Source organism: Delftia sp. NA_296.1, assembly GCF_052692095.1.
Genome location: NZ_JBQZGF010000016.1, coordinates 61596 through 75147, shown reverse-complemented (window position 1 = coordinate 75147; position 13552 = coordinate 61596). Strand labels below are relative to the sequence as shown.

Sequence of the window (13552 nt, the reverse complement as noted above, 5' to 3'; positions counted from 1 at the left end):
AGATAAGCAAGCATGACAACGAATGCCACCGTCGAACTGGCGGCCAAGGACCTCAACGCCCAGGGCGGCGTGTTCTGCCCCAGCCCCAAGGCCGACATGAAGCTGTGGAACAGCCATCCCAAGGTCTACCTGGACGTGGCCCACACCGGCGAAGCCAAGTGCCCCTACTGCGGCACGCTGTACCGCCTGAAAGCCGGCGAAGTCTTCGCAGGCGGGCATTGAACAAAGCGGGCCTCGGCCCGCTTTGTGTGTCTCAGCGCGCCGACAGCGCGCGGCTCCAGATGCTGCCGGGCGCAGCACCTCCGTGCAAAGCCAGCATGTCCGTGAAATGGCGCCGCTCCCCGCCGCGCAGCTTGACGATGGGCGCCGCCACCTGCGGCGCCTTCGCCAGGCACAGCTGGGGGTAGAGCAGGTACCACTTCCAGCGCAGGGCAGAGTGATAGAAGAAGGCCGTGTCCTCGGCCTTGAACAGCGTGAGCCGGGCATCGGGCAGGCGCCGCATCACCTGCTGGGCCGCGACATGGATCAGAAGGTAATTTGGATCGGGAATGCCCTGCAGCACCTCGGCGGCGTCGGGCCGCGACTGCAGGCGCTGCAGATAGGCCTCGGGGCCGTCCACGATCAGCGCCTGGTGAAACTCCTTTTGCCATTCCGATACAAAGCGCGAGCCGGCCGGAGCGCAGAATGACCAGCTTTCGATCACGGGGTAGCGCCTGTCCCTGGTGAAGCCCTCAAGGTAGAAGCCTGCCAGCTCGGCAGCGCCTGCGCCGGGGGAGGCGCTCATCCAGTCCAGCGGCGCGGTCAGCAGCGTGGTGGCGTCGAACCAGTAGCCGCCGTGGTGTGCCACCAGGTACAGGCGAAGCCAGTCCGATTGCTTGGTGGGATGGAGTTCGGCAAACGCCGCAGGAAGGTCGCCGCAGGCGACGTACTGGCCCAGGTTCTCTGGAGTCACGACGATGACCTGGTGATCCGGGCACTGCCGCCGCCAGCTGTCCACGCACTGCTGGACGAAGGGATCCAGGCCGGACTGGTTCCAGTACGTCCAGATCGTTTTCGGGATTTCCGCTGCAAGACCATCGGCTGCCGGGGGCGATGGGGGCAGCTGCAAGGGCGCAGGCATGGTGTAATCTGCGCCGATTTTGGAAGGCGCCGCCCAGCGATGGAGCAGCCTGAATAAGACCGCAGGAATTTTTTTCATGAGCGGATGGAAAGCGGAATGCCCGCATTTTGGGGCAGAAAGTTGCGGTCTTGATGAGATTTGACAAGTCGAAGCTGCCAGGGCTCCTCACGACCCTGGCCGCTATTTTGGTGCCCGGGCTGGCCTTGTGGCTGCGCTCGGGCTATTCCTATGGCGCCGGCCTCATGGTCCTGGGCGCCCTGTGTTTTCTGCCTCGCTGGGTCAGATACCGGCAGTCCAACGGCACCTGGCTGCTGGTCGCGCTGTTCCTGGGCATGGCGGTGATGTGGTACTTCCTGTCCGTGCTGGACGGGGGCACCGGGCAGTTCGACCGGCCCGTGAAATTCATCCTGGGCGCGGTCAGCCTGCTGTTCGCCATGTGCTATCCGCCCACGGCGCGGATCTTCCTGTGGGGCATACCGCTGGGCAGCGCAGGCGCGGGCTTCATGGCCCTGTGGCAGGTCTGCGTGCTGGGCATGGAGCGGGCCACGGGTTACACCAATGCCATCCAGTGGGGCAACATGGCCTTGCTGCTGGGCTGCTTCTCCTGCATCTATGCCGTGTCCTTCTGGCACCAGCGCTCCCTGCTTTGGCGCCTGCTGGTGCTGGCGGCTGCCGCGCTGGGGGCGCTGGCTTCGCTGCTGTCGGGCTCGCGCGGCGGGTGGCTGGCGCTGTTGCCGATGTTCTTCATGCTGATGGTGCTGGTGCGCATGTACCGCCCGCAGTACTTCGGGCGCCTGTTGCTGGGCTGCGCTGCAATTGTGGTGGCGCTGGCCACCGTGATGGCTTTCATCCCGCGCGTCAGCGAGCGCGTGGATGAGGTCTATCTGGATGTGAGCACCTACCTTCATGCTGGCAACTCCAACACCTCGCTGGGCACCCGGCTGGAGCAGTACCGGCTGGCCGTGCAGATGATCGGCGAGAAGCCGCTGCTGGGCTGGGGCATGCAGGGCTATGTGGACGAGATGCACCGGCGCGTGGACGCCGGCAGCTATGGCCAGTCCATCCGCGAATACAACTTCATCCACAACGACTTCCTGGACATCTGGGTCAAGCTCGGCGTGCCGGGCGTGCTGCTGCAGGCGGCACTGTTCATCTCGCTGCTGTGGCTGTTCTGGCCCTCGCGGCGGCGCATGGCGCTGTGGCCTGCGGACAGCACCCCCTGGCGCGAGGCCCTGCTGCTGCGTATCCTGGGCAGCCTGATGCCAGCCATGTACCTGGCGTTCGGCATGTCACAGCAATTTTTCGTGCACAACAGCGGCATCGTCTTCTTCGTCTTCCTCGTGGTGGCCCTGTGGTCATCGCTGCATGGCCTGGAAAGGGCCAGCGGAGCCGTGCGGTGACGGAGCGCGCCACCACCGCCCGGCCCCGGGTGCTGCACTTCGTGACGGGCGGCTTCTCGGGTGCCACCCAGGTGGCGGTGGATCTGGTGTCGGCGCACCGCGCGTCGGGCCGCTTCGACGCCCGGCTGGTGCTGCGGCGCAAGCGCAATACCTCCGATGAACGCGTGCAGAAGCTGCGCGACGGCGGCATCGATGTCGACGTGGTCGCCGGCTGGTCCCATGCCGCCACCGTCTGGCAGCTGCGCCGCATCTGCCTGGACTTCCGGCCGGACATCGTGGTCGCCCATGGGTTCAGCGACCACCTCTGGGGCCGCTTTGCCGCGCTGTGGGCCGGCGTGCCCTGCCTGGTACATGTGGAACACAACTCGCGCGAGCGCTACACGCGCTGGCGGCTGGCGCAGGCCCTGTGGCTGACCGAGCGCACGGCCGCCATCGTCGGCTGCTCCGAAGGCGTGCGCCAGAGCCTGCAGGACCGCGGCTTTCCTGCGGCCAAGCTGATGGCCATCAGCAACGGCATCCGGCCCGAGCCCTATCTGCAGGAGCCGCCCCCCTTGCTGCAGCGCCGCCCGGACATCGTCATGGCGGCGCGCTTTGCGCGGCAAAAGGACCATGCCACCTTGCTGCGCGCGTTGGCCGTGCTGCGACAGCGCGGCCTCAAGCCCACGCTGACCCTGGCCGGCGGCGGCAAGGCGCGCGCCCAGCAGGCGGCGCAGCGGCTCAGCGCCGAACTGGGCCTGCAGGACCAGGTGCAATTCATCGGCATGTGCAACGACGTGCCTGGCCTGCTGCGCGCGCACCGCGTCTGCGTGCTGTCCACGCACTACGAGGGCATGCCCCTGTCCCTGCTGGAAGGCATGGCGGCGGGCTGCGTGGTGGTGGGCAGCCGCGTGGTGGGCGTGCAGGAAGTGGTGCGGCCCGGCGACAACGGCCTGCTGGCCGCGCACGCCAACCCTGAATCGCTGGCCGACGCCCTGCAGCAGGCGCTGCAGGATGACGAGGCCGCCGTGCGCATGGCCGCCACCGCGCGGCAGGAAGCCCTGTCGCACTACAGCCTGCAGCGCATGACCGGCCAGTACGAAGACCTGTTCGCCCGCCTGCTGCAGGGGGAGCGTCCGTGACCTGGCTCAGCATCCTGGTGCCCGTCTACAACGTGCTGCCCTACCTGGAGGAATGCCTGCAGTCCGTCATGGACCAGGCCGATGCCGGCGTGCAGGTGCTGGTGCTGGACGACTGCTCCACCGATGGCTCCTGGGCCCTGATGCAGCAGCTGGACCAGCGCTGGCCCGGCCGCCTGCAGCTCATGCAGCACGAGCGCAACGCCGGCCTGAGCGCGGCGCGCAACACCATGATCGATGCGGCCACGGGCGACTACCTGTGGTTCCTGGACTCCGACGACAAGCTGCTGCCCGGCGCGATTGCCGGGCTGTCGGCCATCGTGAAACAACATGCGCCCGATGCCGTGCTCTGCGACTTCTCCGTCTGGCGCGAGGCCCCGCGCCTCAAGCACCGCCTGCGCGGCGAGGCGCACCGGCACAGCTTCCAGGGCCCCACGCTGCAGCGCTCGCAGGACCGGGGCGCCCTGCTGGCCGGCCTGCTGCGCACGGGGCAGCTGCATGCCTGGTCCAAGATCTCGCGCCGCAGCCTGTGGGATGCGGGCCTGCGCTTTCCTGCAGGCCGCTATTTCGAAGACATGATGACCATGCCGCAGATGGCGCTGCGCTGCAGCAGCTTCTACTACCACCCCCAGCCCTGGGTGGCCTACCGGCAGCGTGCCAACTCCATCCTTGCGTCCATGACGCCTGCCAAGGCGGCAGACCAGTCCGCCGCCCTGTGGCCGCTGGCGCAGGCCGTGCAAGCCCTGCAGGATGATGCGCTGCGCAACGACGGGCGCCTGCACTTCGCCTGGGCGCACCAGGCCGCGCGCAACCTCATCGGCGCCCTGCGCTTTCTCGACCGACAGCGGGACATGCCGCCCGCGCAGCTGCAGGCACTGGCCCAGCAGTTCCTGGCGGACTTCGGCCGCATCTCCCCGCTGTCCCTGCCCGCCCTGCGCCAGGCCTATCTGCGGCGCGGTTGGTGGCTGCGCGCATGGAAGCTGCGCAGCTGGGAGCGCCGCGCGCAACAGCTGGGAACACCGGGAGCCCACGCATGAGCGGCCTGAAACTGAAAACCCGGGGCGAGCTGTGGCTGGCGGCCGGCATGCGCCGCTTCTACGCCACCTTCGCACGCCGCCTGGAGCAGGGCCCCGCGCCCGACTTCCGCAGCCACGACATCGGGCCTGCGGCGCCCGTGCCCGTCTCCACGCCCATACCCCGCATCATCTGGGCCTACTGGAATGGCGACTCGGTGCCCCTGCTCATACAGCGCTGCTTTGACAACTGGGCCCGTCTGAACCCCGGTTACAGCCTGCGCATCCTCAACGACGCGCAACTGCCGCAGTACGTGCCGCAACTGCCCGGCAACCTGCAGCAGCTGCCCGTGGCCAAGCGCTCGGACTGGCTGCGGCTGGAATTGCTGCACCGCCATGGCGGCATCTGGCTGGATGCCAGCACCATCCTCACCGAGCCACTGGACTGGCTGCTGGAGCAGCAGCAGCGCAGCGGCGCCGACCTCGTCGCCTACTACCTGGAGCGCTACACCCGCGACCCGCAGGTGCCCGTGGTCGAGAACTGGCTCATGGCCGCGCCTCCGGGCAGCGCCTTCATAGCGGCCCTGCACAAGGAATACGTGGAACAGGTCCTGCCGCAGACGGGCGAGGCCTATATCTCCCAGCTCCAGCAGGCCGGCGAATACGAGCAACTGCGCCAGGGCATCGACATGCCCGCCTACCTGAGCATGCACCTGGCCATGCAGCGCGTGCTGCGCGCCGGTGGCAGCTACCGCCTGCGGCTGGCCAAGGCCGAGGACGGCCCCTTCTTCCTGCACGTGCAGGGTAACTGGGGCCGCACCCCGCTCAAGATCCGCCTGATGTTCTCGCGCACCGAACAGGCGCCCGTGCCGCTCATCAAGCTGCGCGCGCCCGATCGCAAGAAGCTGGACTTCTACCTGGAGCGCGGCCTCTACGTGCCCGGCAGCATCGCCGACCGCTATCTGCGGGGCTGAGCGGCGAGCACGGACTGGGCCATCAGCCCAGGGCCGTCTCATGCAGGTAATGCCACAGCACCCCTTGGCCCGCACGGTTGAGGATCACGACCGATCGGCGCGAGGCCTCCACGCCGTCCAGGCGATGGGTTTCCAGATAGCGCATGGCCAGGCCGGCCGCGTCCCGCCATACGGGCTGCATGTCGCAGACGCATATCTCCAGCCCTGGCCGCTGGCCGGCCGCGCGCCGGAACATCTGTTCCACATCGTCCAGGCCGACAAGTCTGCCTGCGGTGGTCACCATGCTGAACTCCGGGCTGAACTGCGGCATCAGCGCCTGCAGCGCGGCCTGTGCGCCCGCTGGTTGGGTGAAGACGGTGTGGATCAGCTCGTGCACCTGGTGGATGCTGCGTTTGGCGATGCCGATGTCAATGTCACGGTCGATGGGCTTGTTGTCTTGCATGGTGGTCCTCGGGGGTGTGCAGCAATCGCAGGTGCAGCAGGGGCACAAGCCCTGCCAGCGATGCGATCAGAAACGTCATGTGATAGGCCCGGCCTGCGTCCAGGCGGGTGGCGAGCGTGTTGAAAACCATCAGGAAAAACGCGGCGCCCACGCTGAAGGCCATCTGCCGGTTGAGGTTCCAGATCACGCTGGCCTGCTGCGTCTGCCGGCCATCGAAGTCCAGCAGCGCCGTCGTCTGCGCGGTATTGGCCCCCAGGCCGCCGCCCAGGCCCATCAGGCCGTAGGCGGCCGCCAGCAGCCAGGGGTCGGCAGGGGCCGCCACGGCGGCCAGCGCCGCAATGCCCAGGCTGTGCAGCACCATGCTGGCGATGAACAGGGGCCGTGCGCCCGCGCGGTTGTACAGCCGGCCGCCCACCAGCATGGACACCAGGGCGCCGCCGGCGTAGACCATCATGAATCGGCCTGTGGCCTGCGCGCTCAGGTGCAGCATGTCCTGCAGGTAGAAGATGTTGAGCAGGTTCACGCCCGTGAACACGCCGGGAATGGCGTGGTAGACGGCCACCGACATGCGCAGGCGCGGGCTTTTGAGCAGTTGCAGTTCCACAATGGGGTGGGCGGTCTTGCGGGCATGGATGGCATACAGCACCGTGAAGGCCAGGCCCGCCGCCATGCCCAGCCAGGCCAGCGCCAGGCCCTGGCCCGAGCCTTGGCCTGCGCCATAGAGCGACATGCCCAGCAGCCAGGCGGCCAGCGCGGCGCTGACCAGCACCAGGCCTTTGAGGTCGGGCCGCTGCCGGGCCGTGGCCGGTGCATCGCGCACCCACAGCCAGGCCAGGACTGCGGCGGCCAGGGCCAGCGCAATATTGGAATGGAACACCCAGCGCCAGGAGCCGTGGTCCACGATCAGCCCGCCCAGCCAGGGCGAGAGGGCCGGTGCGATCAGCGCCACGGCCATGACCAGCGTGGAGACACGCGCGCGCTCCGGCCCCTGGAACCGGTTGAAGGCCAGGGCCTGGCCCACTGGGATCACCAGGCCGCCCGCCATGCCCTGGATGAAGCGCCAGCCCACCAGCTGGCCGAAGCTGCCCGCCTCGCCGCAGGCCCAGGCGGCCAGGGCGAAGGCCAGCATGGAGCCCGCCATCAGCCCGCGCGCGCCCCAGCGGTCGGCCAGCCAGGGGGCGAGGGGAATGGCCAGCGTCAGTCCCAGCATGTAGGCATTGGCCACCCAGGCCCCGGCCGAGATGCCCACATGGAACTCGGCCGCAATCGTGGGCAGCGCGACGGCGGGCATGAAGATGTTGATGCAGTCGACGAAGAAACCCATCAGGAAAACGGTGGCCAGGCGGTATCGGTATGTCATCTTGCGCTTTCAGGAGGGGCAAGACTAAAGAGCGCGGGCGGCCACGTCGATGGGGCTATGCTGGACTCTTTGTTTGACTGGATTGAACAATGACCCCCACAAGCACGGCCATGCACACGCTGCTGCACCGCGCGCAGACGTTTCTGGCCGTGGTGGATTTCGGCTCCTACACCAGGGCGGCGGACTTTCTGGGCATCAGCAAGGCCATGGCCAGCCTGCACGTGAAATCGCTGGAAGAGGCGCTGTCGGTGGCCCTGCTGGTGCGCAACACCCGCAGCATCGCCCTGACGGAAACCGGGCGGGAGTTCTACGACGAGTTCAAGGGCATCGTCCGCGACGTGGGCAGCGCCTTCGACAACGCCATGCACAGCGGCAACCGCATCGCGGGCCGGCTGCGCATCAGCACCACCAGCGAATACGGGGAGAAGTACATTCTTCCGCTGATCCCGGCCTTCCTGGAGCGCTACCCGGGCATCTCGGTGGCCTATGACGTCAACTCTTCGCTGAGCGACCTGGTGGCCGAAAAGCTGGACCTGGTCGTGCGCCTGGGCCACCTGGCGGACTCCAGCTTCAAAAGCCGCAGGCTGGCCGGCTACGACATCGTGCTGGTGGCCTCGGCCGCCTTCCTGCGCAGCCATCCCGTGCGCAGGCCCGAAGACCTGGCAGACCTGCCCTGGATTGCCAACAGCAACCTCGCCCATCCCACGGCCTGGACGCTGCGCACTGCCGGCGGCCAGGGCGTGGACGTGGTGGGCCGGGCGGCCCACCAATCCAACTCCTCCACCGCCATCCGCGCCCTGGCCCGGTCCTCGCTGGGCGTGGCCGTGCTGCCTGCGTGGTTTGTGGAGGACGACCTGGCCGGCGGCGTGCTGCAGCGCGTGCTGCCGGACCACGCCCTGCCGCCCCAGCCCATCAGCGTGGTCTTTCCCGACAGCAGCCACCTGCCGCGCAAGACCCGCGTGTTCATCGACTTCCTGTGCGAGCACCTGGGCCGGGATTGAGGGTGCGGCTGGCCGGCCCGCCCCGCCCCCGTTAAACTGGCCGCAAGCCGAAAGGCCCGGTGCGTAGAAACACCTTCCGTGAGGTTGCAGCCCCCACCTTAAAGCGGGGCTTTGTCATGCCTTATCTCGTCGGATTGGCGCATTTGCTTGCGCCTGTCCGCATGGTTTCGGGCGTGGTGGGGGCTATCCGCAAGGACGCCCGCACGGCTACGGACGTGTTTCTAACCACCACGCCCACCTGTTGTGCGTAGAAACTCAACCGGTGGTTTTCTGTGATCTCGTAGGAAAACAGACCATGACCCTCCCCATCCTTGCCAGCCCCAGCGCTGCGCTTGCCCCTTCCAGCCCTCTTCTCTACCAGGAGGGCTGACCCCATGACATCCCGCAAAAACACTGCCGGCGCGGCAGTGCAGGCGCAGCCGTTGCCCAAGCGGTCGCAAGCCGCAAAGCCTTCCGACTGGCCCAGCGCGTGGCAGGCCATGCATGTCTGTCTGGTCGTCATCGAGGGGAGGCTGGTCACCCTGGCCGAGGTCTGTGGCAAAAAGCCCGACCGCAAGGCCCGCCAGTTCGACGTGGAATGCGCGGTGGAGCTGGCGCTGGCGCACATACGCCGCATGCGCGCCGACCCGCCGGACAGCCACCAGGCGTTCGAGCAGCAGTGGCACCTGGCGTCCTGCGCCATCGAACTGGCCGATGGCGCCTACCGCTTTCCCCGCTCGCGCTACGGCCGCCTGCTCAAGCGCACCCGCTGGCATTTCGACCTGCTCAGGGATCTTGTGGAACGTGTGGAGTGGCAGCACCGGCGCGGCTGAGCCGCAGGCGGCAGCTCAGGCCAGCGGCAGCCGCAGCACGAAGCAGGCGCCCGGCTGGCCGTCGGCACGGCCTTCGCAGTGCACGCTGCCGCCGTGGCGCTGGGCGATGGAGCGCACCAGGGCCAGGCCCAGGCCCACGCCGCCCGAGCGCTCGCTGGCGCCGGGCAGGCGGAAGAACTTCTCGAAGATGCGCTCGCGGTGGGCCGGCGCCACGCCGGGGCCATGGTCGCAGACGCGGATCTCGGCCATGGCGTCCTGGCGTGCCAACTCCAGCGTGATGGCGCCCTGGCTGTAGCGGCGCGCGTTCTCCAGCAGGTTGCGCACGGCACGGCGCAGCAGCTTGGAGATGCCGGGCACTTCCAGCGCGTCGGTGGACTGCAGGTCCAGGTCGGCATCCACGCGTGCGCATTCCTCGGCGGCCAGGCCGATCAGGTCCACGGGCTCGATCGTGCCCACGTCGCCCTCATAGGTCTCCAGCCGGCTGGCCAGCAGGATCTCGTCCACCAGCTGGTCCAGCTCGCTGATGTTGCGCTGGATCTCGGCGCGCGCGCGGGCGCTGGCCGGGTCGTCGCCCATGAATTCCAGGCCCATGCGGATGCGCGTCAGCGGCGAGCGCAGCTCGTGCGAGGCATTGGCCAGCAGCGATTTGTGCGAGGTCACCAGGGTCTCGATGCGCGCGGCGGCGGCGTTGAACTGGTGGGCCAGGTCGGCCACCTCGTCGCTGCCGTGCTCGGGCACGCGCACCGACAGGTCGCCCTCGCCAAAGCGCTTGACGCCGCGCTGCAGGTTCTCCAGCCGCTTGAGCAGGCGGCGGATGATGGGGAACACGCCCACGGCCACGGCCACGCCCACCAGGCCCAGCAGCCACAGAAAGCCGAAGGGCGGGCGCAGCCAGAAGGCGGCGGCGCCGTCGTGCGGCGGGCGGTCGCCGCGCGGCGGGCGCGGCGCCATGTGCAGCATGTAGGTCTGGCCGTCCGTGCCCTCGATCTCGAAGCGCAGCCCCTCCTCGGGCGAGCCGGGCAGGCGCCGTGCACGGCCCTGGGCGATCACGTTGCCCTGGCCGTCGCGCATGGCCACGTCGCGCGAGGGCGGCGAGCTGGCGCTTTGCACGTTCTGCGCGTTCTGCTCGGCCGCGATCTGCCAGGCCCATGCCACCGTCAGCGTGAGCACGGCCACGCCGCCGACCACGGCCAACCAGATGCGCAGGTACAGGCGCTGGGAGAAGAGGGACAGCAGCTTCATGCAGCGGTCAGTCTTGTTGCTTGGCGAAGACGTAGCCCACGCCGCGCACGGTCAGGATGCGCTTGGGCGCCTTGGGGTCGGCCTCGATGGCGGCGCGGATGCGGCCCATGTGCACGTCGATGGAGCGGTCGAAGGCCTCCAGCTCGCGGCCTCGCACGGCCTCCATGATCTGGTCGCGCGTGAGCACGCGGCCCGCGCGCTCGGCCAGCGTGACCAGCAGGTCGAACTGGTAGGAGGTCAGCTCGCAGGGCTGGCCCGCCACGGTGACGCTGCGCGCGTCGCGGTCGATCTCCAGGCTGCCGAAGCGCAGCGCCGTGGTCACCTGGGCGTTGGCTGTGCCCTCGCCGCCGCCGCGCCGGCGCAGGATGGCGCGGATGCGCGCCAGCAGCTCGCGCGGCTCGAAGGGCTTGGGCAGGTAGTCGTCGGCGCCGATCTCCAGGCCGATGATGCGGTCCATGGGATCGCCCTTGGCCGTGAGCATCAGCACCGGCACCTGGGCTGCGGGGCCGGGCAGGGCGCGGATGCGCCGGCAGACCTCCAGGCCGTCCATGTCGGGCAGCATGAGGTCGAGGATGACGAGGTCGGGCAGGTCGGCGCCGGCCACGCCGTCGGCGGGCTGCAGCTGCTCCAGGCCGCTGCGGGCATCGCCCATGTGCGTGACCTGCAGGCCGTTGTTGCCCAGGTAGTCACCCACCATCTGCGCGAGGCGGGTGTCGTCTTCGATCATCAGAAGATGGTGCGTACTCATGGAGGGCAGTGTATTCATGCTGGGGCCTGGCGTCGTATTGCGACGATGCTCGCAGCGCCCCGTCAGCCGTGCTTGTCGCTTGCGTAAAGTTCGGTAAAACAGCGCAGCCTGCGGCCAGCCGCTCAACTGCCGCGTTGCGCGGGCCGCACCGCATGCACGCGCGAGGCCAGCGCGATCAGCACCAGCACGGGCAGGCCCAGCAGGGCCGTGGCCTGGAAGAAGCTCACGTAGCCATGCGCATCGACAAAGGCGCCCGAGAAGCCGGCCAGCCATTTGGGCGCCAGCAGCATCATGGAGCTGAACAGCGCGTACTGCGTGGCCGAGTACTGCACATTGGTCAGCCCCGACAGGTAGGCGATGAAGGCCGCCGAGGCGATGCCGCCGGCCAGGTTGTCCGCGCTCACCACCCAGACCAGCGCATTCACGTCATGGCCGCGTGTGGCCAGCCAGGCGAACAGCAGGTTGGTGGCGGCCGACAGCGCGGCGCCCAGCATCAGCACGCGCATCACGCCCCAGCGCATGGCCAGCGCCCCGCCCAGGAAGGCGCCCGCCAGCGTCATGATCACGCCGTACACCTTGGTCACGGCGGCCACTTCGTCCTTGGTGAAGCCCATGTCCACGTAGAAGGGGTTGGCCATGATGCCCATGACCACGTCGCTGATGCGGTAGATGGCGATCAGGCCCAGCACCAGCAGCGCCTGCCAGCGGTAGCGGCCCAGGAAGTCGGCGAAGGGCTCGACCAGCGCGCCACGCAGCCACTCGGCCGCGTTGCGGGCAGGCGCCAGCGGGCGTGGCACCGGTTCCGGCGAGAGCAGCACGGTCAGCATGCCCACGGCCATGGAGGCAGCCATGGCCAGGTAGGCCACCTGCCAGGCGCCGCTCTGGTAGCCCGCCGTGCCCGCCACCTCGGCGCGGGCGGCCAGCCACAGCACGCCGGCGCCGGCCCAGATCATGGCCAGCCGGTAGCCGGTCTGGTAGGTGGCGGCCAGCGCGGCCTGGCGATCGGTGTCGGCAGATTCGATGCGGTAGGCATCCAGCGCAATGTCCTGCGTGGCCGAGCCGAAGGCCACGGCCAGCGCGCACCACACCAGCGGCGTGAGCGAGACGCGCGGATCATTGAACGCCATGCCGCACAGCCCGGCGACGATGAGCATCTGCGCGAACAGCAGCCAGCCGCGCCGCCGCCCCAGCCAGCGCGTGAGCAGCGGCAGCGGCATGCGGTCCACCAGCGGCGACCAGACCCACTTGAAGGCATAGGCCAGGCCCACCCAGCTCAGGTAGCCGATGGTGGTGCGGTCCACGCCGGCCTCGCGCAGCCAGAACGACAGCGTGCCCAGCACCAGCAGCAGCGGCAGGCCTGCCGAAAAACCCAGGGCCAGCATGCGCAGGCTGGCCGGCTCGGCATAGACGCGCAGGGTCTGGCCCCAGCTGCGGCGGGGCGTTTCGGCGGCGGTGGAGGGGGCGGAGGGGGTTGTGGTGGACGGCTCGGTCATGTTGTGCTGCGGCAGGCTGCGGCCATTATCGGGCCCATGGTGGTGCGGACTGGCGCGCGCTACCATCGCGGGCACAGGATGCCGCCATGGCCTACACCCTCTCTTCCCTCCACAGCGATGCCGCCGCGCAAGACGGCGCGGCCGATGCCACCGATACCGCCTTCGCGCCGCACAGCTCGGTGCGCAGCTACAGCGGCGAGCACCAGGCCCACGCCCACGGCCATGCGCAGATCCTCTATGCCCTGCAGGGCCGCATGGAGCTGGAGGTGGGCGGGCGCAGCGCCTTTGTGGACGCCGTCAGCGGCATGCTCATCCCCGCCGGCGTGGACCACGGCTACCTGGCAGCGCCGCGCTCGCGCGTTTTCGTCATCGATGCGCCCAGCGGCCCGGGGCTGGACCGGATGCGGCGCTTTTCCGTGCCGCCCGCCCTGCGCGGCCGGGAGTCGGAAGGCCCGGCCGCCGAGCAGCTGGCCCAGGTGCTGCAGGCGCCCGGCCTGCTGGCGCGCCGGGGGCTGGACCTGCAAGGGCTGGCCGCGCAGGTGCAGGCCGCACTGCACGAGGACTGGCCCACGGCCCGGCTGGCCGCCCTGTGCCATATGAGCGCCCAGCGCTTTCACGCGCGCTTCGTGGAGCTGGCGGGCCAGCCGCCCCAGGCCTGGCTGCGCGGCCTGCGCCTGGATGCGGCCGAGCGCGGGCTGGCGCGGGGCCTGCCCCTGGAGGCCACGGCGCTGCGCTGCGGCTATGCCTCGGCCAGTGCGCTGGCCTATGCGCTGCGGCGCGACCGGGGCGTGACGGCGCGGCAGCTGCGCGGCTAGCCCGTTCACAGTCCTCC

Annotated in this window: 14 protein-coding genes; 8 read left to right on the top strand and 6 right to left on the bottom strand. The window is 69.2% G+C overall.

Annotation, left to right across the window (positions count from 1 at the left end):
• The first annotated feature begins 12 nt into the window (after positions 1-12).
• Positions 13-222 (top strand): zinc-finger domain-containing protein, encoded by a 210-nt coding sequence (locus ACUTR7_RS27915; protein ID WP_012202256.1) that lies wholly within the window; start codon positions 13-15, stop codon positions 220-222.
• A 31-nt stretch (positions 223-253) separates the two neighbouring features.
• On the opposite strand, the gene ACUTR7_RS27910 is transcribed toward ACUTR7_RS27915, so the two are convergent.
• On the bottom strand, positions 254-1120 hold the full coding sequence (locus ACUTR7_RS27910; protein ID WP_315531279.1) for a capsular polysaccharide synthesis protein: 867 nt from the start codon (positions 1118-1120) through the stop codon (positions 254-256).
• 131 nt (positions 1121-1251) lie between these two features.
• On the opposite strand from ACUTR7_RS27910, the gene ACUTR7_RS27905 reads away from it, so the two are divergent.
• Genes ACUTR7_RS27905 through ACUTR7_RS27890 form a run of 4 tightly spaced genes read left to right on the top strand, consistent with a single transcriptional unit; the run spans position 1252 to position 5622 of the window.
• The gene (locus ACUTR7_RS27905) at positions 1252-2520 is read left to right on the top strand and encodes an O-antigen ligase family protein (protein ID WP_123695622.1); all 1269 of its coding nucleotides are present in this window, start codon (positions 1252-1254) and stop codon (positions 2518-2520) included.
• Positions 2517-3638 carry a glycosyltransferase gene (locus ACUTR7_RS27900; RefSeq protein WP_445610300.1) on the top strand — a complete coding sequence of 374 codons (1122 nt, stop codon included), beginning with the start codon at positions 2517-2519 and terminating at the stop codon, positions 3636-3638. Before ACUTR7_RS27905 ends, ACUTR7_RS27900 begins: the two co-directional genes overlap by 4 nt.
• Positions 3635-4672, top strand: coding sequence for a glycosyltransferase family 2 protein (locus ACUTR7_RS27895; protein ID WP_445610299.1), 1038 nt, complete (start codon positions 3635-3637; stop codon positions 4670-4672). The genes ACUTR7_RS27900 and ACUTR7_RS27895 overlap by 4 nt, the downstream gene beginning before the upstream one ends.
• Entirely contained in the window at positions 4669-5622 is a 954-nt protein-coding gene (locus tag ACUTR7_RS27890) for a glycosyltransferase family 32 protein (RefSeq protein ID WP_278535938.1), read from the top strand. Before ACUTR7_RS27895 ends, ACUTR7_RS27890 begins: the two co-directional genes overlap by 4 nt.
• A 22-nt stretch (positions 5623-5644) precedes the next feature.
• On the opposite strand, the gene ACUTR7_RS27885 is transcribed toward ACUTR7_RS27890, so the two are convergent.
• On the bottom strand, positions 5645-6064 hold the full coding sequence (locus ACUTR7_RS27885; RefSeq protein ID WP_445610298.1) for a DUF4440 domain-containing protein: 420 nt from the start codon (positions 6062-6064) through the stop codon (positions 5645-5647).
• Positions 6036-7424 (bottom strand): MFS transporter, encoded by a 1389-nt coding sequence (locus ACUTR7_RS27880; RefSeq protein WP_445610297.1) that lies wholly within the window; start codon positions 7422-7424, stop codon positions 6036-6038. The genes ACUTR7_RS27885 and ACUTR7_RS27880 overlap by 29 nt, the downstream gene beginning before the upstream one ends.
• 89 nt (positions 7425-7513) lie before the next feature.
• On the opposite strand from ACUTR7_RS27880, the gene ACUTR7_RS27875 reads away from it, so the two are divergent.
• Both ACUTR7_RS27875 and ACUTR7_RS27870 read left to right on the top strand, forming a co-directional pair.
• Positions 7514-8425 carry a LysR family transcriptional regulator gene (locus ACUTR7_RS27875; RefSeq protein ID WP_061288649.1) on the top strand — a complete coding sequence of 304 codons (912 nt, stop codon included), beginning with the start codon at positions 7514-7516 and terminating at the stop codon, positions 8423-8425.
• Between the two features lie 374 nt (positions 8426-8799).
• Positions 8800-9237, top strand: coding sequence for a hypothetical protein (locus tag ACUTR7_RS27870; protein ID WP_239972694.1), 438 nt, complete (start codon positions 8800-8802; stop codon positions 9235-9237).
• A 15-nt stretch (positions 9238-9252) separates the two neighbouring features.
• Here ACUTR7_RS27870 and ACUTR7_RS27865 read toward each other — a convergent pair whose 3' ends face one another.
• The 3 genes from ACUTR7_RS27865 to ACUTR7_RS27855 all read right to left on the bottom strand — a co-directional run bounded on the left by ACUTR7_RS27865 (position 9253) and on the right by ACUTR7_RS27855 (position 12720).
• Positions 9253-10479 carry an ATP-binding protein gene (locus ACUTR7_RS27865; protein WP_012202266.1) on the bottom strand — a complete coding sequence of 409 codons (1227 nt, stop codon included), beginning with the start codon at positions 10477-10479 and terminating at the stop codon, positions 9253-9255.
• A gap of 7 nt (positions 10480-10486) precedes the next feature.
• The gene (locus ACUTR7_RS27860) at positions 10487-11245 is read right to left on the bottom strand and encodes a response regulator transcription factor (protein ID WP_047218841.1); all 759 of its coding nucleotides are present in this window, start codon (positions 11243-11245) and stop codon (positions 10487-10489) included.
• A 104-nt stretch (positions 11246-11349) separates the two neighbouring features.
• Entirely contained in the window at positions 11350-12720 is a 1371-nt protein-coding gene (locus tag ACUTR7_RS27855; RefSeq protein ID WP_445610296.1) for an AmpG family muropeptide MFS transporter, read from the bottom strand.
• An 86-nt stretch (positions 12721-12806) separates the two neighbouring features.
• On the opposite strand from ACUTR7_RS27855, the gene ACUTR7_RS27850 reads away from it, so the two are divergent.
• Complete coding sequence (locus tag ACUTR7_RS27850) at positions 12807-13535, top strand: helix-turn-helix domain-containing protein (protein ID WP_013800199.1); 729 nt, start codon at positions 12807-12809, stop codon at positions 13533-13535.
• Positions 13536-13552 lie beyond the last annotated feature (17 nt).